27 protein-coding genes and 2 pseudogenes are annotated in these 23,660 nt (G+C 45.9%); 5 read left to right on the forward strand and 24 right to left on the reverse strand.

Annotated features, from left to right (window positions below; translation table 11 throughout):
- Positions 1-21 precede the first annotated feature (21 nt).
- From hrcA to gpr, 6 genes are all read right to left on the reverse strand, one after another.
- Positions 22-1,053, reverse strand: coding sequence for a heat-inducible transcriptional repressor HrcA (hrcA, locus tag NYE38_RS12540; RefSeq protein WP_017418176.1), 1,032 nt, complete (start codon positions 1,051-1,053; stop codon positions 22-24).
- A gap of 80 nt (positions 1,054-1,133) precedes the next feature.
- A complete protein-coding gene (hemW, locus tag NYE38_RS12545) occupies positions 1,134-2,273 on the reverse strand; it encodes a radical SAM family heme chaperone HemW (RefSeq protein ID WP_025649831.1) in 1,140 nt (379 codons plus the stop codon).
- 59 nt (positions 2,274-2,332) lie between these two features.
- Complete coding sequence (gene lepA / locus NYE38_RS12550) at positions 2,333-4,168, reverse strand: translation elongation factor 4 (protein ID WP_013352938.1); 1,836 nt, start codon at positions 4,166-4,168, stop codon at positions 2,333-2,335.
- A gap of 132 nt (positions 4,169-4,300) precedes the next feature.
- Entirely contained in the window at positions 4,301-4,639 is a 339-nt protein-coding gene (locus tag NYE38_RS12555) for a YqxA family protein (protein ID WP_017418178.1), read from the reverse strand.
- Positions 4,640-4,655: 16 nt separating this feature from the next.
- Positions 4,656-5,849, reverse strand: a complete 1,194-nt coding sequence (locus NYE38_RS12560) for a stage II sporulation protein P (RefSeq protein WP_007612673.1) — start codon at positions 5,847-5,849, stop codon at positions 4,656-4,658.
- 67 nt (positions 5,850-5,916) lie between these two features.
- On the reverse strand, positions 5,917-7,023 hold the full coding sequence (gpr, locus tag NYE38_RS12565) for a GPR endopeptidase (protein WP_003152878.1): 1,107 nt from the start codon (positions 7,021-7,023) through the stop codon (positions 5,917-5,919).
- Between the two features lie 202 nt (positions 7,024-7,225).
- On the opposite strand from gpr, the gene rpsT reads away from it, so the two are divergent.
- Positions 7,226-7,492, forward strand: a complete 267-nt coding sequence (gene rpsT, locus NYE38_RS12570) for a 30S ribosomal protein S20 (RefSeq protein ID WP_003152876.1) — start codon at positions 7,226-7,228, stop codon at positions 7,490-7,492.
- Between the two features lie 16 nt (positions 7,493-7,508).
- Here rpsT and holA read toward each other — a convergent pair.
- Both holA and NYE38_RS12580 read right to left on the reverse strand, forming a co-directional pair.
- Positions 7,509-8,550: pseudogene (gene holA, locus NYE38_RS12575) on the reverse strand (DNA polymerase III subunit delta).
- A gap of 39 nt (positions 8,551-8,589) precedes the next feature.
- Positions 8,590-8,741, reverse strand: a pseudogene (locus NYE38_RS12580) (hypothetical protein).
- A 40-nt stretch (positions 8,742-8,781) separates the two neighbouring features.
- Here NYE38_RS12580 and NYE38_RS12585 point away from each other — a divergent pair.
- The gene (locus NYE38_RS12585) at positions 8,782-8,916 is read left to right on the forward strand and encodes a YqzM family protein (protein ID WP_003152870.1); all 135 of its coding nucleotides are present in this window, start codon (positions 8,782-8,784) and stop codon (positions 8,914-8,916) included.
- Between the two features lie 18 nt (positions 8,917-8,934).
- On the opposite strand, the gene NYE38_RS12590 is transcribed toward NYE38_RS12585, so the two are convergent.
- The 3 genes from NYE38_RS12590 to NYE38_RS12600 all read right to left on the reverse strand — a co-directional run bounded on the left by NYE38_RS12590 (position 8,935) and on the right by NYE38_RS12600 (position 12,537).
- Positions 8,935-11,286: a DNA internalization-related competence protein ComEC/Rec2 gene (locus NYE38_RS12590; RefSeq protein WP_017418179.1), complete on the reverse strand. Its 2,352-nt coding sequence runs from the start codon at positions 11,284-11,286 to the stop codon at positions 8,935-8,937.
- Positions 11,287-11,856 carry a ComE operon protein 2 gene (locus NYE38_RS12595; RefSeq protein ID WP_003152868.1) on the reverse strand — a complete coding sequence of 190 codons (570 nt, stop codon included), beginning with the start codon at positions 11,854-11,856 and terminating at the stop codon, positions 11,287-11,289.
- A gap of 66 nt (positions 11,857-11,922) precedes the next feature.
- A complete protein-coding gene (locus NYE38_RS12600) occupies positions 11,923-12,537 on the reverse strand; it encodes a helix-hairpin-helix domain-containing protein (RefSeq protein WP_017418180.1) in 615 nt (204 codons plus the stop codon).
- A 58-nt stretch (positions 12,538-12,595) separates the two neighbouring features.
- On the opposite strand from NYE38_RS12600, the gene comER reads away from it, so the two are divergent.
- Complete coding sequence (gene comER, locus NYE38_RS12605; RefSeq protein ID WP_014305449.1) at positions 12,596-13,417, forward strand: late competence protein ComER; 822 nt, start codon at positions 12,596-12,598, stop codon at positions 13,415-13,417.
- A gap of 68 nt (positions 13,418-13,485) precedes the next feature.
- On the opposite strand, the gene NYE38_RS12610 is transcribed toward comER, so the two are convergent.
- From NYE38_RS12610 to NYE38_RS12645, 8 genes are read right to left on the reverse strand one after another with little or no spacing between them, the layout of a single operon-like run.
- Positions 13,486-14,223: a class I SAM-dependent methyltransferase gene (locus NYE38_RS12610; protein WP_014305450.1), complete on the reverse strand. Its 738-nt coding sequence runs from the start codon at positions 14,221-14,223 to the stop codon at positions 13,486-13,488.
- Entirely contained in the window at positions 14,220-14,576 is a 357-nt protein-coding gene (gene rsfS / locus NYE38_RS12615; RefSeq protein ID WP_003152864.1) for a ribosome silencing factor, read from the reverse strand. Before rsfS ends, NYE38_RS12610 begins: the two co-directional genes overlap by 4 nt.
- Positions 14,573-15,154 (reverse strand): bis(5'-nucleosyl)-tetraphosphatase (symmetrical) YqeK, encoded by a 582-nt coding sequence (gene yqeK, locus NYE38_RS12620; protein WP_017418181.1) that lies wholly within the window; start codon positions 15,152-15,154, stop codon positions 14,573-14,575. Before yqeK ends, rsfS begins: the two co-directional genes overlap by 4 nt.
- Positions 15,144-15,713, reverse strand: coding sequence for a nicotinate-nucleotide adenylyltransferase (locus NYE38_RS12625; protein WP_017418182.1), 570 nt, complete (start codon positions 15,711-15,713; stop codon positions 15,144-15,146). Before NYE38_RS12625 ends, yqeK begins: the two co-directional genes overlap by 11 nt.
- A 10-nt stretch (positions 15,714-15,723) precedes the next feature.
- Positions 15,724-16,014: a ribosome assembly RNA-binding protein YhbY gene (gene yhbY / locus NYE38_RS12630; protein ID WP_003152858.1), complete on the reverse strand. Its 291-nt coding sequence runs from the start codon at positions 16,012-16,014 to the stop codon at positions 15,724-15,726.
- Positions 16,008-16,850, reverse strand: coding sequence for a shikimate dehydrogenase (gene aroE / locus NYE38_RS12635; protein ID WP_017418183.1), 843 nt, complete (start codon positions 16,848-16,850; stop codon positions 16,008-16,010). The genes yhbY and aroE overlap by 7 nt, the downstream gene beginning before the upstream one ends.
- A 19-nt stretch (positions 16,851-16,869) precedes the next feature.
- Positions 16,870-17,970 (reverse strand): ribosome biogenesis GTPase YqeH, encoded by a 1,101-nt coding sequence (yqeH, locus tag NYE38_RS12640; RefSeq protein WP_014418423.1) that lies wholly within the window; start codon positions 17,968-17,970, stop codon positions 16,870-16,872.
- A gap of 2 nt (positions 17,971-17,972) precedes the next feature.
- On the reverse strand, positions 17,973-18,491 hold the full coding sequence (locus tag NYE38_RS12645) for a YqeG family HAD IIIA-type phosphatase (protein ID WP_007408254.1): 519 nt from the start codon (positions 18,489-18,491) through the stop codon (positions 17,973-17,975).
- Positions 18,492-18,848: 357 nt separating this feature from the next.
- Here NYE38_RS12645 and NYE38_RS12650 point away from each other — a divergent pair, with 357 nt between their 5' ends.
- The gene (locus tag NYE38_RS12650) at positions 18,849-18,989 is read left to right on the forward strand and encodes a sporulation histidine kinase inhibitor Sda (protein WP_003152850.1); all 141 of its coding nucleotides are present in this window, start codon (positions 18,849-18,851) and stop codon (positions 18,987-18,989) included.
- Positions 18,990-19,121: 132 nt separating this feature from the next.
- On the opposite strand, the gene NYE38_RS12655 is transcribed toward NYE38_RS12650, so the two are convergent.
- From NYE38_RS12655 to NYE38_RS12665, 3 genes are all read right to left on the reverse strand, one after another.
- Positions 19,122-19,256, reverse strand: coding sequence for a hypothetical protein (locus NYE38_RS12655; RefSeq protein ID WP_003152848.1), 135 nt, complete (start codon positions 19,254-19,256; stop codon positions 19,122-19,124).
- Positions 19,257-19,330: 74 nt separating this feature from the next.
- Positions 19,331-20,062, reverse strand: a complete 732-nt coding sequence (locus tag NYE38_RS12660; RefSeq protein ID WP_025649828.1) for an SGNH/GDSL hydrolase family protein — start codon at positions 20,060-20,062, stop codon at positions 19,331-19,333.
- Positions 20,063-20,131: 69 nt separating this feature from the next.
- Positions 20,132-20,866, reverse strand: coding sequence for a polysaccharide deacetylase family protein (locus NYE38_RS12665; protein WP_013352949.1), 735 nt, complete (start codon positions 20,864-20,866; stop codon positions 20,132-20,134).
- Positions 20,867-21,100: 234 nt separating this feature from the next.
- On the opposite strand from NYE38_RS12665, the gene NYE38_RS12670 reads away from it, so the two are divergent.
- Positions 21,101-21,727, forward strand: coding sequence for a TVP38/TMEM64 family protein (locus NYE38_RS12670; protein WP_017418184.1), 627 nt, complete (start codon positions 21,101-21,103; stop codon positions 21,725-21,727).
- Between the two features lie 15 nt (positions 21,728-21,742).
- On the opposite strand, the gene NYE38_RS12675 is transcribed toward NYE38_RS12670, so the two are convergent.
- Both NYE38_RS12675 and NYE38_RS12680 read right to left on the reverse strand, forming a co-directional pair.
- Positions 21,743-22,213 (reverse strand): GNAT family N-acetyltransferase, encoded by a 471-nt coding sequence (locus tag NYE38_RS12675; protein ID WP_063636714.1) that lies wholly within the window; start codon positions 22,211-22,213, stop codon positions 21,743-21,745.
- On the reverse strand, positions 22,179-23,435 hold the full coding sequence (locus NYE38_RS12680) for an MFS transporter (RefSeq protein WP_134986546.1): 1,257 nt from the start codon (positions 23,433-23,435) through the stop codon (positions 22,179-22,181). The genes NYE38_RS12675 and NYE38_RS12680 overlap by 35 nt, the downstream gene beginning before the upstream one ends.
- Positions 23,436-23,660: the final 225 nt, after the last annotated feature.

Below are 23,660 nucleotides of genomic sequence, written 5' to 3' on the forward strand. Positions count from 1 at the left end.
AAAATGATTGCCAAAATTCCCTTATTCATCATACAAACTTGTGAATGCTTTTGACAAGTCCGAAGTCACATGCTGCAGCAGGCTGACGACTCTTGAATAATCCATGCGCGTCGGCCCGATAATCGCGATTGATCCGATCTGTTTCGTATCAACTGTATAAGTGGCCGTGATTAAGCTGCAGTTTTCCATTTCTTCGTAGTCGTTTTCTTTGCCGATTTTGATTGAAATCCCCGCTTTTGATGACTGAAACAGCTTCAGAACATCCTGCTCTTTTTCAATTAAAGATAAAAGCGAGCGGACCCTTTCAATATCATGGAACTCCGGCTGATTCAGCATGTTGATCTTTCCGCCGAAAAACAATTTCTCAACGTGGGCCGCCGGATGGAATGTGGAGCGGAGCGATTCAAGTATGCTGTCATAGTTGGCGATATGCTGCCTTAAATATGTGACAACCTCTTTAAAAATGCGCTCATTCAGTTCGTCCATCGGCACGCCCGCTAATCGATCGTTTAATATATTGACCAGTTTTTCAATATCGGCCAAATCCACTTTAGCCGGGAAATTGATGGTGCGGTTTTCGACATGCCCCGTGTTCGTGACGAGGATGGCGACCGCCTTATCCGGCTGGATCGGAACGATTTGAATCTGTTTAAGATAGTTCTCGCTCAGCGTCGGCCCGAGGACAATCGATGTGTAGTTTGTCAGATCGGACAAGATTTGCGCTGATTTTTGGACTGTTTTTTCCAGCTCGAAGATTTTTTCTTTAAATATCGAGTGAATTAAATCCAGATCGGTTTTTGTCAGCTTGACGGGTGACAGCAAATGATCGACATAATACCTGTACCCTTTTTCCGACGGAATCCGTCCTGAGGATGAATGGGTTTTTTCAATAAAGCCCAATTCCTCCAAGTCAGCCATCTCGTTTCTGATCGTTGCAGAGCTGAATGTAATCTCGTCTTTTTTTGAAAGAGTTCTTGATCCTACAGGCTGCGCTGATTGTATAAAATCATTAATAATCACTTGCAGGATCAACAGCTGACGATTTGTTAACATCATCATCACCCCTGTTAGCACTCAAGGTCAGCGAGTGCTAATTCTATATCAAAAGTAACAAACCAAAAGAAAAATGTCAATTATAACTCACCCAAAAAAGCGCCAAAAACCTCATTTCCTAATAATTTGCCCTCATGCGTTAATGCAACCGATTCTTCCGTGTCACAGATCAGGCCTTTTTCGGTTAAATCTTTGAGAACATCGGGAAACAGTTCGTCAACCGAGCGTCCGAATTTATCGAGGAAAGCTTGCTTTTGTACGCCGGACATTTTTCTGAGACCGAGGAACATTTCTTCTTCAATCTGCTCCTCACGTGTCACCTCGTGCGTGTCACGATAAGGCAGCCCCTTTTCTTCGATGAGCTGAATGTAATGTTTCACAGGCCCGGCGTTGACGGTGCGCGTGCCGCTGATATACCCGTGAGCGCCTGCGCCAAAACCGAAATACGCTTCATTGCTCCAATACGTCAGATTATGCTGCGACTCGTATCCGGGCTTTGCAAAGTTGCTGATTTCATATTGGCGGATGCCTGCTTCACTCATCTGCCTCATGACCGTTTCATACATCTCGGCCTCTTGTTCTTGCGCCGGGAGATGCAGGCGGCCTTTTTGCATTAAATTATAAAACACCGTTTTCGGCTCTACGATCAGCGAGTAAACGGAATAGTGCTCCGCACCAAGAGACAAAGCCGTTTTGACGGAATTGTCAAGATCGGCCAGCGTCTGACCCGGCAGGCCGAACATCAAATCGAGACTGATGTTGTCGAAGCCGAGAGCCCTCGCACGTTCAAAGGAAGTGAATACGTCCTTTTGTTTATGCACTCTGCCGATTTTTTGTAAAAGCTCATCTTCAAAGGTTTGAACACCGAAGCTCAGCCGGTTGACACCGGCATTTTTCATGATTTTTAATTTTTCCGGGGACAAATCATCCGGATTCGCTTCCGCGGCAAATTCTATGAGTCCGTCAGAAGGTTTCAGCACGCGGTGAATGGAATCCATCAATTTTTCCAGCTGGGCGGGTGAGAGCGATGTCGGCGTGCCTCCCCCGATAAAAATCGTGCGGAGATCGGGGCGTCCCGTCCGTTCTATTGTGTTTATCATTTCCTTTTCGAGTGAGTTTAAGTACTCATCGACAGGCTGGCTCTGAATAAAATATTTATTGAAATCGCAATAGTGGCAGATATGCTCACAAAACGGAATATGAATATAAGCTGATTTCATTTTGAAACACCTTCTTCTTTACAGAAAGAAGCCGCAGCGCGGGACTGCGGCGGCTTCCGTTATTTTTTCGGGCTGTCATCCATTTTAAGAACGGCCATAAACGCTTCCTGCGGCACTTCTACCGAGCCGACCTGCTTCATCCGGCGTTTTCCTTCTTTTTGTTTTTCAAGAAGCTTCCGTTTCCGCGAGATGTCTCCTCCGTAACATTTTGCAAGGACGTTTTTCCGCATGGCCTTAATGGTTGAGCGGGCCACGATTTTCTGTCCGATCGCTGCCTGTACGGGCACTTCGAATTGCTGGCGGGGAATCAATTCTTTCAATTTTTCGACGATGACTTTCCCGCGCTCGTATGCGTAATCGCGGTGCACGATAAACGACAGCGCATCAATTTTTTCTGCATTCAGCATAATATCCATTTTGACGAGTTTGGACGGTTTGTAGCCGATCAGCTCGTAATCGAAAGAGGCGTACCCTTTCGTGCTGGATTTCAGCTGATCAAAAAATTCATATACGATTTCCGCAAGAGGCATCTCATATACAATGCTGACCCGGTTGGCGTCTAAGTACTGCATATCGATAAAGTTGCCCCGTTTCCCCTGACAAAGCTCCATAACCGCTCCGACGTAATCGTTCGGAACCATCATCGTCGCTTTGACATAAGGTTCTTCCACCCGCTCTATTTTTTGCGGGTCAGGCATGTTTGACGGGTTATCCACGATGATCTTTTCGCCGTCCGTCATATAAACGTCATAAATAACGCTCGGCGCGGTCGTAATAAGGTCAATTTTAAATTCCCGTTCAATCCGCTCTTGAATGATTTCCATGTGAAGCATTCCTAAAAAACCGCAGCGGAAACCGAAGCCGAGGGCTTGTGACGTCTCCGCCTCGTATTGAAGAGATGAATCGTTCAATTCAAGTTTTTCCAGAGCTTCACGCAAATCATTATATTTGGCTGTGTCAATCGGATAAAGTCCGCAGTATACCATCGGATTGAGTTTGCGGTAGCCCGGAAGCGCTTCTGCCGCAGGCTTAACCGCGCTCGTGATCGTATCACCGACACGGGTGTCGCCGACGTTTTTGATTGCGGCTGTCAAATAGCCTACGTCACCGACTGTCAATTCGTCAGCCGGCTGCGCTTTCGGCGTAAAGACGCCGACTTCAATGACTTCAAACTCTTTTCCGGTTGCCATCATTTTAATTTTCTGGCCCGGTTTGACCGTTCCTTCTACGACTCTGATATACGCGACGACTCCGCGGTACGCGTCATAAAGCGAGTCAAAGATGAGCGCTTTCAGCGGAGCTTCCGGATCTCCCGCGGGAGCCGGCACTTTTTCTACGATCTGTTCTAAAATGTCTTCGATGCCGATGCCCGCTTTCGCTGAAGCGAGGACGGCGTCTGAAGCGTCAAGGCCGATAACGTCCTCAACCTCTTGACGCACACGTTCTGGCTCTGCGCTCGGAAGATCGATTTTATTAATGACAGGAAGAATCTCAAGATCATTATCAAGCGCCAGATAGACGTTCGCCAATGTCTGCGCTTCTATTCCCTGAGCCGCATCAACAACGAGAATCGCGCCTTCACAGGCAGCCAGGCTTCGCGAAACTTCATATGTAAAGTCGACGTGTCCGGGCGTGTCGATGAGATGGAATATATATTCTTCTCCGTCTTTTGCTTTGTATTTCAGCTGAACGGAATTTAATTTGATGGTAATTCCCCGTTCGCGTTCAAGGTCCATTGAATCAAGCAATTGTTCTTTCATTTCCCGCTGGGTGATCGCCGATGTTTTTTCTAAAATCCGATCCGCCAAGGTCGATTTGCCGTGGTCTATGTGGGCGATGATGGAGAAATTCCGGATTCTTGACTGCCTCTCTAAACGCTTTTCTTTATCTGTCACAATCTATCACTCCTACTATTAAACGCAAAATACACTAGCTTAGATTATATCAATAGGATTGTAAACATTCAATTAAAACAAGAAAGAGAAAAGCTTCCTTTAAGGAATCATCCGCTTTTCTCTTCATCAATGCTAACGGTTCAGTTTCGAAACCCACTCATACATCGCCTGCGCCGAGTCCGTCACGGTATTTGAAAGGGTTTCTCCCGCTTTTGAAAACAGGTTGAAGGTTTCCGCCTGTTCCAGCTGTTTTTGTTTTTCTTCCAGATCTTTCGCCGTAACGGTTTGCCCCAAAATGGAAGCTTCTTTTTCCTGTCCTTCTCCGCCGCCGAGCGTGAATGCTCCTTTTAAGGAGGGATCTTTGTATCCTTTCATATCAAGCATTCCGCTGTTTGCCTGCTGCATGCCGAACAAAACGCCGAAAAACATGACAATGGCGATCAGCAGGCATTTGCTGGTAAAACGGATCATTCGAATCACCTGATTTCTATTGTTTTTTCTTCTCTCCTGATTGCGAGCTGACCTTTTCTGCATCCCAGTACAGTTCGCTGAACACATCGGCCACGGCATCTGATGCGCGCCTCAGTTCTTCAAGATTGTTATCCACGCCCCCGAATTCCAGCAGAAGCGACCGATCGTTTAAATCTTGGTTGTATACTCCATTATCTCCCGGAGAGCCTTTTGATAAAACACCGACGCTTAAGCCGGGGTATTTTTTCTCCATCAGCTTATGAAGTTCACTTGCGAGTTTATAGTTTTCTTCAAAATTAGCGCTTTTTTTGCCGACGACGATGGCGACTCTGGCATAGCTTTTTCCTTTGATGTCGGCTGTCGTATTTTTCTTGCGGCGGGAATCCCGGTGAATGTCTATGGTATATTGCAGGTTTTTATTTTTGGCGAGCGCGCTTTTTACGACCGGCCTTGATTCGTCATAGCTTCGCGCATAATTTAAGCCGTCTTTGTTCAGGCGGGCCTGAATGTCGGTTTTATCTACGGTCGCTCCTACACCTTGCGCTTCAAGCGCTTTTCCGAACATATCTCCGACAAGCGTGACATTGGCCTTCGAATGGCGGGCGTTATCCGGATTTGTTTCCCCCTTTAACAGAGGAAGATAGGATTCGGTATTATGAGTGTGGTAAATAAAAACGACTTTTTTGCTGCCTGTTGAATGTTTCGGCGGCGCCGTTTCTTCTTTTTTCGTTTTGTTTTCGATTTCTGCCAGGTTCACTTCTTTTTCTTTTTCCATCACCTTCGACGGCGGCGGAGATTCAGCAGGCATATTCGTATAATCCGTCCCCTGCCCCGCCAGAAGGATCTCCGTATCGTATTGGGCAAATCCCGGCAGCTCACGTCCCAAGAAACTCCGCGGGTCTTCCATATTAATACTTGTCGCCAGTTTTAAGGAAAGCCGGGACAGCTGAAAAGAGTCTTTTTCAGGAAGCTCTGAGGCGAAATAATGATTTTCCATACCGAGGAGGTGTGCAAACGCGTCACCCGGAAGTTCTCCGGCAATTCCGTGAAGAGAATCCGAAGAAAGCCTCAGTTCAGGGCGAAGCGATGTGAGCACACCCGATAATACGAAAATAACGATAAGGCTTGTCATAAACAAAAACATGCCCTTGAGCGCATTTCCACCGTTTACTGCAACGACAATTTGACGGTTTCTGCGTTTTTTTCTCATGATTTGAATCCCTCCAGCGCTTGTCTAGTAATTACTCTATGAACAAGCTAGAGGAGGTAGAACCATTTTAATGATTATAAGAGCCTTTGTTATCTTGTGACACTTTTTCATGAAGGGCGGTGTTTAACCCGTTTGCAAGCACGTTCGCCATATCATCAATAAAGGTGTCAATCTCCTTCGGTGTGACCATCAGATTATGGCCGAGCGGAGAGAGCACTTCGTGAATCAGCTGGCGTTTTTCGTTTTCGTCCAGTGTGCCGACAATACCGAGAAAGGATTGGCGTTCTTTTTCTCCGGGAAGGTCTTCGTCTGTCAGCACCTTCTTTTTGCCGAAGTTCATTCCGGCGGGCACCAGAGATCTTGACGGGCTGTCATCTTTCATCTCTCTGCCGAAATGCTTTAATATATAATCCACCGTATCGCTCGCGATCGTAACCGCATCAACGACAGTCGGTACCCCGATTGCGATGACGGGGATGCCGAGCGTTTCCTTGCTTAATTCTTTTCTCTTATTGCCGACGCCTGATCCCGGGTGAATGCCCGTATCAGAAAATTGGATGGTCGTGTTCACCCTTTCAACGGCTCTTGCCGCAAGAGCGTCTACCGCAATCACAAAATCCGGCTTTGATTCTTTGATCACACCTTGAATAATATCGCTCGTTTCAATTCCCGTTAATCCCATCACACCGGGAGCAAGCGCGCTGACCGGCCTGTACCCTTCCTGTACGTTTTCCGGCTGAAGCCTGAACAGATGCCTTGTCACAAGAAGGTTTTCGGTCACGAGAGGGCCGAGCGCATCCGGCGTCACATTCCAGTTGCCGAGACCGACGATCAAACAGCTTGCATCCTTTGGAATCTTTAATGCCGACAGATAGGCGGAAAATTCCTCGGCAAACACTTCCGTTACTTTTTCCTGCATGTCAGAGTCGTGTTCCCGAACCCCTTGAGCCTCGATCGTGACATAGCGTCCCTGCTTTTTCCCCGATAGCTCGGCGCCTTCTTTGGTAATATCGACGGTTCTGACTTTAATGCCGCCCTTGTCGCGTTCTTTTTCAATAAACCCGTTTATTTCTTTTGTCTGACCGGCTTGTCCGTCTTTTACCGCCTGTTTCGTTTCTACCGCTAAATCCGTCCGTATCAGAAATTGATTGACATCCAGTTCGTTGTTTTTCACAGGAAAGACCTCCTTCAATCATCGTGGTATATAGTGTGACCATTTACAAAACGAATCATGCGAATTTACCCATCAACGAAAAATACTTTACATTTATATTGCAATCTAAAGTTCTGTTTGATAGAATACAATTTGTTCTATTGTGAAGAAGATTTAACCTTAAGACACTGTGCTACAGGTTGTATCTTAGGAGGTGAAACACATGCCAAACATTAAATCAGCGATTAAACGTACAAAAACAAACAACGAACGCCGCGCTCATAACGCGACAATCAAATCTGCTATGCGTACTGCAATCAAACAAGTTGAAGCTTCTGTTGCTAACAACGAAGCGGATAAAGCGAAAACTGCTCTTTCTGAAGCAGCGAAACGCATTGATAAAGCAGTGAAAACAGGTCTTGTACACAAAAATGCCGCAGCTCGATACAAATCTAGACTTGCGAAACAAGTGAACGGACTTTCTGCATAATACAAAAACGATCCCTTTAACGGGGATCGTTTTTTTCATTCAGTCCGGAGAAGCTCAAGGAGAAAGAGCTCCAGCAAGAGCTGCTTGTCCTTTTTCCCCGTTTTCATTTCATAATCCATCACTGCGAGCCTTTCTATAATACGCCGCAGCTCTTCTTCAGAAAAAAGCCTCGCCTGATCCATCGCCAGCTTTACCCGGAAAGGGTGCACCTTTAAGTTGGAAGCGATTTGCTTTTGGCCGTATCCTTGTCCTGCAAAATACTTCGTCTGCATAATCAGACGGAATTGGTTGGCGATCAGCGCCATAATTTTGATCGGTTCTTCGTTTTGTTTTAAAAGATCATAAAATATTTGAAGACTTTCCGTCCGTTTTCGGTTCACGATTTTGTTGATCAGCTCAAAAATATTCTGCTCCAAACTTCTTGCGACGAGCTCCCGGACATCTTCAAGTGTGATCTCATGTCTGTCACCGGTGTAGGCGGAGAGTTTTTGTATTTCCTGATATATGGAAGACAGATGGCCGTTTGCAAGCAGAACCAAATGCTCGGCAGCTTCTGTATCGATCATTTTATTTTCGGATTTCGCCAGATTAATCGTAAAATCAGTCGTCTCCTTTGCATTCAGCTCCTTAGCTTCAATCATAAGGGCTTTTTGCTTCAGCGCTTTCGTCAGCTTTTTCCGTTCGTCCAGCTTCTCATACGGAGCCACAATCACAAAGACCGTGTAAGGTGCAGGCTCCTTCAGATAAGTCTCCAGAGCGGCTGTATTATGCTCTATTTTTTCTTTCTTTTTTTCCCCTGTTAAAAAAGACGGATTTTTTACGATGACCAGCCGCTTCTCTCCCATAAACGGAAACGTTTCCGCATCGGTTACGGCCTGGTCAAGCGGATCTTCTTCAAGATCAAAAACAGACAGGTTAAAATCCTTTGTCTCCTCATCAACGACAGCTTGTCTGATCCGGCTGACAGTTTCTTGGAGCAGATACGTTTCTTTTCCGTATAAACAATAAACGGAGCGGACATCCCCTTTTTTCAGGGCTTTCCAAACATCAAATACCATGATCGTATGACTTCCTCTCTTTCTTGATCCCCTTCTATCCTAAATTGAGTTCGGCAAATAGTAAAGAGGAAGCTTTAAGGACAGCTTCCTCATTTATAATAAACGCCTGATTCACAAGCTCCCGGGTCTGCTTGTAAAAAGGCGATAATCACAAGAACAGAAAACGTTACCATCACTTCTAGATTTTTCAAAACAATTCCAGTATACTTAGGGAAGTCAGGAGGGATGAAATTGAATGATTTTGAAAAAAACGTTCAAAGCAAACGAAATGATGCTGTTGACTCAGCTGTCGGTTTTGTCGTGTCCTTCGGATTTTTCGCCTTTTTGTTCGTGATGGCAACAGCCATCCATCTTATCGGCTCTTAGCCGCATTCCGGGCTGCTGTCAATCGGCAGTCTTTTTTACTTCTTGCGCCCTGATTTCTTCTATATCATATGGAGGGAAGACGGAAAACGTTCCGGCGCCTTTTTTAAATCTGTATTGAATCGTTCCGCTGATATCGGTGCGAAGCACATTGACAGAGTACGCCTTCAAACGATCCAGCACTTCTTCATGCGGATGATGGTATCGATTCTCTTTTCCTGCTGAAATCAGCGCCGCTTCCGGCTGAAGCTGTTTCAAAAAGGCTTCACTCGTTGAGCTTTTGCTGCCGTGATGACCCGCCTTCAATATATCAGCCTTCAGATTCGGATACGTTTTCAGCACTTCCGTTTCGCCGTCCGATTCTAAATCTCCCGTCAAAAGCCAGCTCACTCCGCTTAAAACCGTCCAAAGCACCAGTGACGAATCATTTTTACTCCTTCCGTCAGACGACTCCGGAGACAGCACCTGAAACTGAAGATCACCGGCTGTAATGGTGTCGCCCCGCTTTGCTTCGGCAACGGGAATGTTGTTTTCTTTCGCCATATTTAATATGTTCTGATCCTTCGGTTCTTTTACGAATCCCACGGGGACAATTAACCGTTTGACTCTATGATTTTTGATTAACACTCCGGCTTCTCCGATGTGATCTTGATCCGCATGGGTTAAAATCAGCGCATCCAGCTTTTTCACCCCTTTTCCGTTTAAAAACGGAATCAAAACCTTCTCGCCGATAGAATACGGGTGGCGTTTTTCTTTCCATGATTCTCCGGGATAAGCAATCACTCCCCCTGTATCAACCATTACGGTCCCTTTGCGGTGCGGCGCGCTTATAAACAGTGAGTCTCCCTGCCCGATATCAAGCATATCCGCTTCTCCCCATGGACTGAAATACGGACGGCATATTAAATAAGCCAAAACCGCGCAGAAAAAAAGAACCGATTTCCTGAGTTTTAAAAAACCTCCCTTTTCCAAAGCCGCAAAAAGAGTAAAAACGGAAACCGCAAGCAGAAGAAGGGAAAGAAAGTCAGGCTTTGACACAATCATAGTAAATAAATCAACGGATGCCGCATATGTAATGAAATCATGTACAGGCTTCATCACAAGGTCGAACATATCAAACAAACATTCTCCCATCTGCCCTGAAAGTAAAAGAAGAAGGAAACCGATGACAGAAACCGGAATGACAAATAACGTATAAAATGGCACCATCACCATATTCATCGGAAAACTGACAAGTGAAATTTGCTGAAAATGATAGAGAAGAAACGGAAGTGAGCTGAGCTCCGCAATGAATGAAGCCATCGCAAGCCCGGCAAGTCTGCTTTTCCCTGCTTTCTTTAAAATGGAGGATGACAGAATTAAAGAGGCGCTTACCGCAAAGGAAAGCTGGAAGCCCGCCTGCCAAAGGAAGTAAGGATTAAACAGCAGGAGCAGCAGATAAGACAGGGACAATGCAGCGGAGGAATGAATGCCGCGTTTAACAAGAGTTCCGGCGATATAAAATCCCAGCATGAGGGATGCGCGCAATACGGATGGGGCGGCACCGCTCAGCAGCGTATACACCGGCAAAAACAACAGCAGCAAAATTCCCGCTTTTTCTCTTGTCAGCCCGATTCTGATCAGAGCATAAAATAATCCCGCCGTAATAAGACCGACATGCATTCCGGAAATCGCCATTAAATGAACGACTCCCAAATTTTGATATGCACTCAGTATATCGTCCTCTATAGAAAATCTTTCACCTAAGGTCAGCGCTTCAACAATTCCGGCGGAAGATTCAGGCACGTGATTCCGAATGATCGAAATCAAATTTTTTCTGATGTTCAGCAGTTTAAACAGCGGCTGTTTGGATTTTTCACACTGCTGAATGGAAGTCACGGAAAATAACCAGTGAATCTGCTGAGAGTAAAGATATTCCTTATAATCAAAACCTCCGGGAACCGTCGCATGTGCAGGCTGCTCCAGAGAGCCTGTAAACGTGCAGCGCATCCCCGGTTCAAGCTGTTCAATGAGTCTCTTTTCCTCAAGAGACCGGATTTTGTACGAAGCCGCCCATTTTTCCTTGTCATGTGTACGGATAACGGCTGACATTTTCGCTCCGTCAACCTTCGGAATGTTAGTGATGACGACCTGTTCAGTATAACTGCCGGCCTGATACCGCGTTACATTCGCAGCGTCACAAACCGTATAAAGAAAGAAATAAAGACAAAAAGAAACGAGGCAGACAATAACCGGAGCATGCTGCTTTGTTTTTACAATAATAAAGAGAAGATACAGAAGAAAAAGGAGCAGAACCCAGAAGACATGAGCGGCGGCAATTCCCGCAGTTGCAGAAACCGCCGCCAGAGGCAGAAGAAGGTATTTATATTTCATTTATACGTAACTGGTAAACAGCTCATTGGCCTGTTCATGAATTTTTTTCAGTTCATCTGCCTTAACCCCCGCATCAGATAATTGCTGAATCAGACCTGCTACAAAAGACAATTTTTCGCGGTTTTTCAGATCGATGATCATTTCATCAAGTTCGACCTGCTCCACCTTGACTCCGGCTTGGCTGAACAGCTCTTTTGCATAAGGCTGTGTTTTGTAATCTTCGGCATAATAAACCGTTTTGATACCTGCCTGAATAATTGATTTGCAGCATTGAATACAAGGATAATGCGTCACATAAATTTCGGCGCCCTCCGTCGGAACACCGAACTTAGAACATTGCAGAATCGCATTCATCTCTGCATGTATGGTCCTCTGGCAATGATTATCTATTAAAAGGCATCCTTCATCAGCGCAATGGACGCCGCCGGCAATTGAGCCGTTGTATCCGCCGGCAATCATCCGCTTATCTCTGACTACGGTTGCCCCGACTGACAGTCTCGGACATGTGCTTCTCAGCGCCAGCAAATGGCTTTGCGCCATAAAATATTGATTCCATGAGATTCGTTCCACAAGTGTTCCCTCCAAAAAGTCTTGTTGCTTTTCTAAGTTTACATAGATTTAAGCAGAACCGTCAATTCACTTTACCGTAATGGAAGTTTTTATCCGCTCAAATGACTTTTCTCCAAAGCCTGATACATTCATCAAATCTTCAGCAGTCTGAAACCGTCCGTTTTCTTCTCGGTAGGCGATAATGGCTTCCGCTTTTTTCTGCCCCACCCCGGAAATCGCCTGAAGTTCGTCCAAAGATGCCGTATTGATATTGACAGCTGCATTCTCCTTTTCACCCACTGCTGTTTTCGGGTGATTCTCTTCTTCGCCTTCACTCGGAATATAAACAATCGTCCCGTCCTGCAGCTGCTCTGCTAAATTAACATTCAATTCATCCGCCTTTTTCTTCAGGCCTCCGGCTTTTTCAATGGCTTGCGTCACTCTGTCTCCCGCTTTCATTTCATACACGCCGGGATTTCGGACCGCGCCTTTCACATCAATCATAATCTTATCGTCTGCGGTGTCTTTTTTGTCCGCGACGGATGCCGAGGCTGTTTGGCCGAGCACGGACTGCTGTTTGACCGGCTCTTCCTTTTCAGAACGAAACAGCCAAATACAGATAAAAACCGCCCCTGCCGCAAGACAAGCGCCCAGAATTTTCAGGTTCCGCCGCAGCCGCTCCGTCATCATCGCTTTCGTCATATTGCATTGCCTCCCCGCATAAGGTTTAGAGGATTAAGGGAAAAAGGAGGGGAATTCATTGAAAATAGGCTTTATCGGCACCGGAAACATGGGAACGATCCTGATTGAATCGTTTATCGAATCAAACGCTGCCGATCCCTCACATATCACCATCACAAACAGAACAATCGAAAAAGCATTAAAACTAAAAGAACGTTTCAGCGGCATCCATGTCACCGAGGATCAGGAAAAGCTCGTACAGGATAATGAAATAATATTCATTTGTGTAAAACCGCTGGATATATATCCTTTGCTGAAAAAACTCACACCGCATTTACGGAAAGATCACATTTTAATCTCCATTACCAGCCCCGTTCAGACGGATCAGATTGAACATACGGTTCCGTGTCAGACGGCCCGCGTCATTCCGAGCATTACGAACCGCGCCTTGGCCGGCGTCTCGCTTGTTACGTTCGGCAAAAGCTGCAGCGAGTCTGCAAAAGCGGATATTCAAACGCTGTTCACTCATATTTCAAAACCTGTGGAAATCAGCAGCGGCATTACAAGAGCGGCGTCAGACATTGTCAGCTGCGGACCCGCTTTTATGAGTTATCTCGTTCAGCGCTTTATTGACGCGGCAGTGGAAGAAACGGACATCACCAAAGAAGAAGCCGTGATTATGTCGACAGAAATGCTTGTCGGTCTCGGAAAGCTTCTTGAAACGGGGCATTACACGCTTCCCGCCTTGCAGGAAAAAGTATGCGTAAAAGGCGGCGTCACCGGAGAAGGACTGAAGGCTCTCGAAAGCGGTGTTCAGGATATGTTCAATCGTGTCTTTCAGCGTACACATGACAAATACGATGAAGATATATCGTTAGTGAAGAAGCAATTTCACGTGTAACTGAGTATGCCATAAAGAGCTTTATCGCGCCAATCGCAAAAAATGCATTTTAAAAACCATCGTTCCGTTTAAACGATGGTTTTTGGTTTGCCTGCCGTAAAGAAAAGACGTTCAGACTCTGTTGAAGGAGGCCGGTCTGTAAAATCAGCCGTCACTTTCTTCAATTCAAATCCGGTCTCTGCAAGCATTTGTTTATATTCTTCAATGTAAAATGTTTTTTGCTCATGCGTCTCGTCATAGCGGTCATAAGATTGTCCGTTCCATACGAAAAAGGACATATCATGGATGACAGAAAGCTCTTCATCGCCGGCAAAGCTTTGCCAGATATAGCTGATCTGCTCATCCTGATCCGCATGGGTGCTGTCCGGAAAAAGCTCCGTCATTTTATACGGGGAATGGACGTCAAACAGAAGCAGGCCGCCCTCCTTCAAAACTTGAAAAACACTTTTGAAGGTGCTTAAGACATCATTTTTCGTTTTTAAGTAATTTAGGGAATCACAGCAGATGACTACGGCATCAAACTGTTCTTCAAAACCGGAAAGCTCTCTCATATCCTGCTGGAGAAAAAGAATCGGCTTTCCTGTTTTTTTCTGCTGGGCACAGCTCAGCATATCTTCACTCAAATCAATCCCCGTGACTTCGCAGCCTTTTTCAGCAAGCCTGATGGATATTTCTCCGGTTCCGCAGGCAAGATCAAGCACCCTTCCCTTTTCCGGAAGAGACGCTTCGATCCAGCCCGCCCATTCATCATACGGCGCATGGGACATTAACTCGTCATATACACCGGCGAAGCCTTGGTAAATCATGAGTTCAAGCCGAGTTCAAGCTCTGCGAGCGGCGCGTCGCCCCATAGCTTTTCAAGATTATAGTAGCTTCTTTCATCTTTATGGAAAACGTGGACAATGACGTCGCCGAGATCAACTAAAACCCAGCGGGCCTCATCAAACCCTTCCATCTTTTTGACATCAATGCCGTTTTCTTCTGCCTGATCTTTAATTTCGCGCGCAATGGCCTGAACCTGTTTATCAGAATTCCCGTGGCAGATTAAAAAGTAATCCGCTACAAGTGAGATTCCTTCCATGTCCAGCGCTAAAATATCTTCTGCACGTTTATCGTCGCATGCTTTTGCCGCGATTTTTAATACGGAAGCTTGATTCATTTTCCATATTCCTCCTGTCGTTTTTGAGACACCAGCCAGTTATAGGTTGCAAACGTCTCCGGAAAGACCGGCTGGTTTTTGTTCATCAGAAATATCATTGTATTTTTCATCGCTTGTATGAGCGCTTCGTTCAGATCTGTTTCCGCCAGACGGCGCACCTCTTCCACTCCGGGAAAATGGCGGCCGGGTTCAATGTAATCCGCAACGTAGATGACTTTGTCTAAAAGGGTCATTCCGGGACGCCCTGACGTGTGATAGCGGATTGCATCCAAGATCTCGGGATCAGTGATCCCCGCTTCTTTCTCAGCCAAATACGCTCCCACAGGGGCATGCCACAGCTCGGCATTGTAATCCAAGAGCTCAGCCGGCATTTTTTCCCGCACGATGATCTGCTTCATTTCTTCTTTCGGCCGGAATTTCGCATAATCATGAAAAATAGCCGCCATTTCCGCTTTTTTCGGATCTGCTCCGAACCGGCCTGCGAGAATAACCGCCGTATCTGTCACGCCGATTGTGTGGATGTAGCGATGCTCGGTCAGCTGTTCTTTGACGCAGGCAAGTGCTTCCTCACGATTCATATAAATCATTCTCCTCTATATACTGCCTCACTTTATCCGGCATTAAGTATTGCGTCGGCTTTTTTGCTTTGAGACGTTCTCTCAGCATCGTTGACGAAACGTCAAATTCCGGAACGTCGGCAAAAAGCAGCGGGTACGGGGTCTCAATATGATACCCCGGGCGCCGCACTCCGATAAATTGAATGAGCGTGAGCAGTTCGTCCAGTTTGTACCATTTCGGCAGATATTCAATCATATCCGCCCCGATAATAAAGAAAAGCTTGTCGTTCGGGTGCCGCTCCTTCAGCAAACGGACGGTATCATAGGTATAAGAAGGGCCTTTCCGGTCCATTTCCGCAAGCTCAAGCTTAAAGCCGGAATTAGAGCTGATGGCAAGCTTCAGCATCTCCACCCGGTGCCGGCTGTCTGTAAAGTCTCCATTCTGCTTATGCGGAGGGATTTTATTTGGCATAAACCAAATCTCATCGAGCTCCGCCTGATGAAGGACTTCATTAGCCATCAGAAGATGTCCGTTGTGCGGAGGGTCAAATGTGCCCCCGAATATTCCGATTTTCTTCATGTCAACCACCTTACGGAAGCTCGATTTGTTTATTTTCCTTTGATTCCTTATACAATACGATCGTATTTCCGATCGTCTGCACCAATTGTGAACGACTGCCTTTCACAAGGGCTTCTGCGACATCATTTTTATCGTCTTCGCAGTTTTGAAGCACGCTGACTTTAATCAGCTCTCTTGCTTCTAAAGCCTCGGCAATCTGTTTCACCATGTTTTCGTTGACTCCGCCTTTTCCCACTTGAAAAATAGGCGTTAAGTGATGCGCTTTTGAACGCAAAAACCGTTTTTGTTTTCCTGTTAACATTGTGTTCCTCCTAGTTTTCCTTCAACAATCGCTCTCATTAAGCCGCTGTCAGGCTCTTGTTCCGTCCACAGCTTGAAAGACAGTGCGGCCTGTTCCACAAACATGCCGACACCGTCAAGGGTTGTTAAACCTCTTTTTTCAGCTTCTTTTAAGAACGCCGTTTGAATCGGGTTGTATACGATATCACAAACGATGGCGCCCGTTTTGGCCCGTTCCAATGAGAGCGGCACGGCATCCGTTTTCGGATACATGCCGACAGATGTTGTATGAATAATGACGTCATATTGTTCAAGCTGATTTTCAGCTTCTTTTAAAGTAAGGGCGCGTTTCTGCTGAAAAGAGGGAGCAGCCGCAATCAGACTTTCTGCTTTTTCCGGCGTGCGGTTGCAAACGTCAAATTGTTTCGGCTCTCTGCGGACGATCGTTGTAAAAATCGCTCTTGCCGCTCCTCCCGCCCCAATCATGAGGATGGAGAGCTCTGATATCGATTTGTCCAATACTTTGACTAAGGATTTATAAAACCCATCTCCGTCAGTATTATACCCGATGAGCCTGTCTCCCTCTCTTTTGACGGTATTTACGGCCCCAAGTACTTTCGCGCTTTCATGTATTTCATCCAGATGCTCCATGATCGCGACTTTATGCGGGACTGTGACGTTCACTCCGCAGATGCCAAGCGCCTTGATTCCGTTAACGGCGTCCTTGAGATGATGAGGTTCCACCTGAAACGCAAAATACTGCCCGTTGATGTTTTTATCTTGCAAAGCCGCGTTATGAATATCGGGTGACATTGAATGCCCGATCGGATTTCCGATTACTCCGTACAATTGTTTCATGCTCCCTCTCCCCTTCTCTCTATATTAATGAACGGCGGACAAATACGTGTACGCCTTTCGGAGCGTATGCCGTTATTTTTTTATCTGCTTGCTGCACCGTGACCCAGCCGAGACCGGAAAAAACGATATCCGTCTTTCCTTCTTTAATCGTAAACGTGTGGGGCGTAAGCTCCGGAAATTCATCCAAATGATCTTTTCCGGGCGGGGTAAGCAGTTCTCCCGCATGCTTTTCGTATAAGGCATCAGCATTTTCAAGCTTTGTTCTGTGAATCATCAATTCATTCGGCATATAGCAGACAAACGCCGTTTTATCGCCTGATACATAGTCAAACCGGGCAAGCCCGCCGAAATAAAGCGTTTGTTTTTCATTCAGCTGAAAAGTGCGCGGCTTCAGTTCTTTTTTCGGTGTCAGCACCTTTAAGTCACGCTTGTCCACGTAATGCGCCATCTGGTGATGGTTAATGATTCCCGGCGTATCATAAAGTGCAGATCCGTCATCAAGCGGGATTTCAATCGCGTCAAGTGTCGTGCCCGGAAATTGAGAGGTGGTAATAATATTCTCTTCCCCTGAAACCTCTTTAATAATCCGGTTGATAAATGTGGATTTGCCGACATTGGTACAGCCCACCACATACACATCGCGCCCTTCGCGATAATGTTCAATGGCGTCAATGACTTCTTTCATCCCTTGTCCGCGGGAAGCGCTGATTAAAAAGACATCAAGGGGTTTTAAGCCGTATTCTTTCGCTTCGCGTTTCATCCATTGAACGAGGCGTTCCCGTTTTACGGATTTCGGCAGGATATCGGCCTTATTACCGACAAGAATAATCGGATTACCGCCGACAAAGCGGTTCAGCCCGTTTATCCAGCTTCCGTTAAAATCAAAAATATCAACGACTTTGACAATAAGAGAGTCAGTATCGCCGATTGTGTGCAAGATATTTAAAAAGTCATCATCCGTTAATGAAACATCTTGAATTTCATTGTAATTTTTCAGTCTGAAGCAGCGCTGGCAGATGACATTCTCTTTCGTGAGCGATGCCTTTGGCGCGTATCCGAGACCTTGTTTATCCTCGGTCTGGATCGCTACTCCGCAGCCGATGCAAACAACCTTTTCCATTTCTAATCCTCCCACTGAATATGGCCTTTACGTTTCAAAGAACTCAATATTCTCCGTTCAATCCGGCGGTTAAAGCGCGTCATGACTCCGTCAGAGGAAGCGACAGGCACGACGAGGATCGTATGATACCCGTTTCTGTTTCCGCCGAGAACATCAGTAAGCAGCTGATCGCCGATGACCACACAGTCTTCTTTTTTCAGATCCATGCTGCTGACGGCTCTTTTAAAGGCGCGTCCCATCGGTTTTCTTGCCTTATAAATAAACGGTATGCCAAGCGGCTCCGAGAATAATTTCACTCTTCGTTCATTATTATTGGAGACGATCGTGACTTTAATGCCGTGCTCCTTCATTTCTTCAAACCACTCGATTAATCGAGGTGTCGCACTCGGTCTGTCCCACTCCACAAGCGTGTTGTCAAGGTCTGTAATAATCCCTTTCACATTGCGTTCTTTGAGCTTTTCCGGTGTGATATGAAATATATTTTTCACAAATTCGTCAGGTAAAAAAAACTTTTTTAACAAAACCCGCACCCTTCCTTTTCTTTCTATCATCTATATGTCGAAACCTGTCAGATTTAAAAACAAAGTCGGACTCGGTAAAAAAATTTCGACAAAAATTGGGTTTCTTCACCAGTTGTGGATAAAATTACACACATTATCCACTCTTATTACATCCGGATTTATCCAGATTATAAACAAGATACTAACAAGTTATCCACTTACGAGTGTGGATAACAGAACGATTGTTCTTATTTGTATTTCATGGTAGATTAAAGATAACCTCACCATGATTGAAACGCAACCTTCCATCATATGCTTGCGTCTGATGATTGATTACAATTGTAAGGAGGTGCCACTCCCATTAATTGGGTCCCCGGCATGAGAAAGCTTTCTGATGAATTACTAATAGAATCTTATTTCAAAGCCAATGAAATGAATTTGAGCCGTGAATTTATCGAGTTAATTGAAAACGAAATCAAAAGAAGATCGCTCGGACACATTATTTCCGTTTCCTCTTAAACAGAAAAAAATTCCCGGGCGAATTTCCTTTTTTTACTCAGATGACTGATATTATATCACTTCGGTTATGCGCATTACTACCACTTTCAACAAAAAACACCCCTAAAATAGAGGTGTTTAAGAGGATGGCTGCTATATATTGAACCAATACAGACCGCCCAGGACGAGAATGACGACGAGCAGCACAACAAAAAATGCGTACCAGTACCCCGCATTCACCCGAGGAGGCGGGCATACAGGATATTGCGGAGGGAAACCGCGGTTCATAGCAATCGCCTCCAAAAGATGTTTTTTCTACAGCCTATGAAGCAGAAGCAAAACGGTTTAGGCAGCTGACGGCGTCAGCGTTCCAAAACCCGCCCATTTTTTATGCCTTCAATTAAGATTCTGGCACCTTTTGGCGTCATATGATTTCCGGAGGGATCTATCAGTCCGGATTGGATCAGCGCCCGGTCTGTATCTTTGCCGCCGTCCGCGCGTATAAAGTGTTTCCAGTTATCCACCAGCGGCACTTTCAACTCAGCTGCAACCTGCCTCGTAACGCCGTTATAGGAATTATGCCATTTTCTCGCGCCGCCTTTTTCTTTAAAGGCTGAGGCTTTATATCTCGAATAGTAATAGAGATGATGCGTTCCGTTTCCTTCTATAACCGGGATGCACGTCATTAAAATCGGCTTTATGCCGTGATTTCTGCTTTCGTTTATGAAATAAGTCAGGTTTTCTTTAAACCGTTTCTTTGATACTCGCGGCTGATCTCCCGTCAAAATGCCCGCATCATTTGTTCCGAACATGATAAATAAATATTGGGGCTTACGCTCCAGCACATCGCTTTGAAAGCGCAGGCGCGCATCCTCAGTCGTCTGGCCGCCTATTCCCGCATTTATAACCGTAAGACGGCCGCGTTCCGCTGTTTTTAAAATGTTTACCCACTGCTGCGCCTTCGGATAATCACGATAATCCCAGTTGGAACCGCGCGTATTGCTGTCGCCGAACGCGACAACACTTTTCTCTTTGCCCGCAGCGCATCCTGATAACAGACAGGTTATCGTAATAAAAAGAACAGCAAACTTCATTTTCTCTCCCTCCAAACCTTACCTCCTATGGTACACATCTCTTTGGCGGCTTTCAACGCGGCGCTCTCTTTACTGGATATGAAAAGGACCGGAATCCTGTCCGATCAAATCCGAAACCTTAACAAACGTGTAGCCCTGCTTTTTCAGCTGGGGAATGATTTCTTTCAAAGCCTCCACCGTCTGGCGCCGGTTTCCTCCGCCGTCATGCAGAAGAACGATATCTCCATCTCTGGCATGTGAAACAACGTGCCTGACGATTTTTCCTTTTCCGGGCCTTTTCCAGTCCCTCGGATCTTGGTTCCATGACCACATGATGATATGATAGCCCTCTTTTAAGATGCTTTTGAAAGCCGTCTGATTCAACGACCCTCCCGGCGGGCGGAATAACTTGTCCCCTTCCGGCTGCAGCGATCTGATATGATGCGCGGAGCTGTGAAGCTCTTGTAAAATGTCTTTGCGTTTTAAACGGTGAAAATAAACATGGTTCATCGTATGGTTGCCGATTTCATGTCCTTCTTCAACGATGCGTTTTGCCGTTATGGGGTATTTGTCTATACGGCTCCCGATACAAAAAAAGGTTGCTTTAACATTGTGCTGTTTCAGCACGTCTAACACAGCCTCCGTATAGACAGGATGGGGGCCGTCATCGAAGGTTAAAGATAGCTTCTTTTTTTCAGACCTTATATCCCAGTACACGTTTCCCGTCTTCTCCATGTCACTTCTTTTTAAAGATTTCGCATCGGCGGACACGGCAGTGAGACTCGTGAGAACGCATATCATGATGATCAGATGAAAGCATCTCAACGTTTACACCTCCAGTAAACACTACTGTTAACGTGTCCCCTTTTATAAAAAATCATTCTCTGCATCAAATGATGCACATCACCCGCTTCCCGCTTGTTTTTGTCCAAATCCGGGTGCAGCCGTTTCTCATCAAACGGCAAATGCTGATAAACAAGTACGCTTATCGGACAGCTTATTTTAATAGAAGGAGATAGATTTGTGCTGTATACTAATTGAAAAGAGGTGAACGTACAGATGATAAAAAAGGGATTCAGTCTTGCCGTCATCATTGCTGTCGTGATGATCGGCTTTATGCAAAAAGACGTCTGGCTCAGCATGATTCGCGCGGGCGGCATGTACGCCGTGCTTATGAGTATCCTTCTGGTCGCAGCTGACGTATTTTTTCCGATCGTTCCATTCGCCATTATCGCAGCCTTAAACGGAGCGGTTTTCGGGATTGTAAACGGAGTGTGGATTACATTGTCAGGCGCGATGCTCGGAACAATGGCATTGTTTTTTCTCGTCCGGTACGGATTCAGAGACTGGGCCAGAAAAAAGCTGGTGGCTTACCCGGCCGCGGCTCAATATGAAGATTCATTTCATCAGCACGCGTTTACGGCGGTGCTTTTCGGGCGGCTGATTCCGATTATACCGTCGCTTGCCATGAATACCGTCTGCGGGCTGAGTAACATACGATGGCCGATCTTTTTTTCTGCGTCGGTGCTCGGCAAAATTCCGAACATTGTGATCGTGACCGTCGCAGGCGCTTCATTTACAAGCAACAAACTGCTGTCTTTCGGGATTTACGGAATGTATATGCTCGTCTTAATGGCGGTCATTTATAAGAAGTTTCCCGGTCTTTTAAAAACAACGAGAAAATGAAACGCGTACCGCCCCCTATTCCGGCGGTACGGCTCCTCTCATTCTGAGAACTTTTCCGTTACATTCTGAACCGATCACTTCCATGTTTTTCTTTCTGTAAAATGACAAAGCCGCTTCATTGCCCGGCGAAACTCTCAGGTGATATTCCGAAACACCGTTCGCTCTGAAAAACTGATTCGCGTATTGATGCAGTTTTGTTCCGCTCCCTCTTCCCCTCTGCTGCTCAGTCATATAGTAAAGGTGCACATAACCGATTTTTTGGCTGCGGTAAAATTTGATGGAAGCTTCAAGCTGTCCGATCGGCTGCCCGTTATGAAGAAGCAGCATAAAACCGTCGGGAAAGCATTTGATTTGGGATGACAGCCATCTGAGATATTCATCCTTATTAAAATGATCCGCCGTGCCAAAGCTGACGAAAAACGAATCCTCACGAAATGAAACGGCCGTCTCTTTATGTTTGTTTACATTGATCCGCTTGAAATACATCGGGAGTCCTCCTTTTTGAGGCTGCAAATAAGAACGAGCATAAAACGGCTGCCAACGCCAGCATAACAGCAGCCCCTGCGAGGACGATGCCGCGGACGGAAGAACTGACAGCCGCCGCTCCGAAAACCGCCGTTACCACTATAATGAAGACGGCTTCGACTAATGAATAAAAGCTCCCCACTCTCCCCATAATGTCCACCGGAACATTTTTTTGATAAAACGTCTGAAATCCCGTATTGGCAAACGCCAGAAAAAAAGCGAGAAGGAAAAATCCGAAAGCAGCCGTCCAAAAAACGTCAGAAAACGCATAAATCATATATCCAACCGCTGTGAATAAAGAGCCCATTCCCATCAATAAAGAAGCCGGCATTTTTTTATTAAAGAACACATTGACAAGCGCCCCCGCAATAACCCCTGCCCCTGAGACACTGACGAGAAAACCGTAATCGGCATCAGTCAGCTGAAGAACTTCTTTTGAAAAAGCGGCTTCAAGCGAATCAAGCGCGGATGGCATAACGGTCATGACCAGACTGAATAAAAAATAAATGATCATGACGTTTCGCGCCGTTCGGCTGAAGCGATAGACGAGCTTCCAATCTTCTTTGCACACTGCCAAAGAAAGCTTCTGTCTGGGAGAATGTACGTGGGGCTCATTTTCAAGGTTCGGCAGCATCATCGTGATGAAACCGGACAGCACTAAAGCCGCCGCATTCACCCAAATCGCAAAAATCGGCGTGCCGGCGATAAAAAGCAGCCCGGCCGCAGCCGGACCGAGGAGAAAAGCCCCTGATTCCGACAAAGCCCTTAGTGAATTGAATCGTTTTCTCCTTTCAGCCGGGATAAGCATCGTCACATACGCCATGGAACACGGACGAAACATCGCATTGGCCATTTGAATCAAAAATACAATACAATAAACGGAAAATAAAGACCGTGCAGTAAACATCAGCGGCAGAACGGCAATGAATGCAGCCCGGATGAAATCAAGCGACATCATCATATTCCGTTTGTTGCACCGGTCGATGATGCTGCCCGCCCACCCATTTGTCATCAAAACAGCCGCAGGCCTGATTAAATAAAGGATGGAAACCGCAAAAGCAGACCCCGTTTCTTTTAAGACAATAAGATTAAGAGACAAAAAATAAATCCATTCACCAATATTTGCTATCCCGATTCCGGTTAACAGAAACATCGGGTACCGCCAAGACTTCAGGTTTTTCATCTTATCCCTCCCTTAGAAATAAAAAACGCCCTCAAGACAATAAAGTCTTGAGGACGGGAAACAGCCCGCTATGCCACCTCAATTCGGTTTGGTGCCGGCCATGCCGGGTACAAAGCTTACTCGGTAACAGGAGTATCCGCCGCATCATCCTCGTGTTGCATGATTCCGATGCGAAGCTAAGAGGTTTGTTTCAACACATCCATTCATACTCCTTCACAGCTCCCG

The organism is Bacillus sp. EU63 (assembly GCF_038592915.1).
Lineage (GTDB): Bacteria > Bacillota > Bacilli > Bacillales > Bacillaceae > Bacillus > Bacillus velezensis.

Coding starts and splice junctions, on each gene's coding strand:
- NYE38_RS12555 (WP_017418178.1), bottom strand. CDS start 4,639: ATGATCCGTTTTACCAGCAAATGCCTGCTGATCGCCATTGTCATGTTT.
- NYE38_RS12675 (WP_063636714.1), bottom strand. CDS start 22,213: ATGTATTTCAAGCGGATCAATGTAAACAAACATAAAGAGACGGCCGTT.
- NYE38_RS12660 (WP_025649828.1), bottom strand. CDS start 20,062: ATGAAGTTTGCTGTTCTTTTTATTACGATAACCTGTCTGTTATCAGGA.
- NYE38_RS12670 (WP_017418184.1), top strand. CDS start 21,101: ATGATAAAAAAGGGATTCAGTCTTGCCGTCATCATTGCTGTCGTGATG.
- rsfS (WP_003152864.1), bottom strand. CDS start 14,576: ATGAATCAAGCTTCCGTATTAAAAATCGCGGCAAAAGCATGCGACGAT.
- yqeK (WP_017418181.1), bottom strand. CDS start 15,154: ATGAATCGTGAGGAAGCACTTGCCTGCGTCAAAGAACAGCTGACCGAG.
- NYE38_RS12560 (WP_007612673.1), bottom strand. CDS start 5,849: ATGAGAAAAAAACGCAGAAACCGTCAAATTGTCGTTGCAGTAAACGGT.
- NYE38_RS12600 (WP_017418180.1), bottom strand. CDS start 12,537: ATGACGAAAGCGATGATGACGGAGCGGCTGCGGCGGAACCTGAAAATT.
- NYE38_RS12625 (WP_017418182.1), bottom strand. CDS start 15,713: ATGAAGAAAATCGGAATATTCGGGGGCACATTTGACCCTCCGCACAAC.
- NYE38_RS12650 (WP_003152850.1), top strand. CDS start 18,849: ATGAGAAAGCTTTCTGATGAATTACTAATAGAATCTTATTTCAAAGCC.
- hrcA (WP_017418176.1), bottom strand. CDS start 1,053: ATGTTAACAAATCGTCAGCTGTTGATCCTGCAAGTGATTATTAATGAT.
- NYE38_RS12680 (WP_134986546.1), bottom strand. CDS start 23,435: ATGAAAAACCTGAAGTCTTGGCGGTACCCGATGTTTCTGTTAACCGGA.
- rpsT (WP_003152876.1), top strand. CDS start 7,226: ATGCCAAACATTAAATCAGCGATTAAACGTACAAAAACAAACAACGAA.
- NYE38_RS12590 (WP_017418179.1), bottom strand. CDS start 11,286: ATGAAATATAAATACCTTCTTCTGCCTCTGGCGGCGGTTTCTGCAACT.
- yhbY (WP_003152858.1), bottom strand. CDS start 16,014: ATGTTAACAGGAAAACAAAAACGGTTTTTGCGTTCAAAAGCGCATCAC.
- aroE (WP_017418183.1), bottom strand. CDS start 16,850: ATGAAACAATTGTACGGAGTAATCGGAAATCCGATCGGGCATTCAATG.
- NYE38_RS12655 (WP_003152848.1), bottom strand. CDS start 19,256: ATGAACCGCGGTTTCCCTCCGCAATATCCTGTATGCCCGCCTCCTCGG.
- hemW (WP_025649831.1), bottom strand. CDS start 2,273: ATGAAATCAGCTTATATTCATATTCCGTTTTGTGAGCATATCTGCCAC.
- yqeH (WP_014418423.1), bottom strand. CDS start 17,970: ATGGAAAAGGTTGTTTGCATCGGCTGCGGAGTAGCGATCCAGACCGAG.
- NYE38_RS12610 (WP_014305450.1), bottom strand. CDS start 14,223: ATGATTTACCAAGGCTTCGCCGGTGTATATGACGAGTTAATGTCCCAT.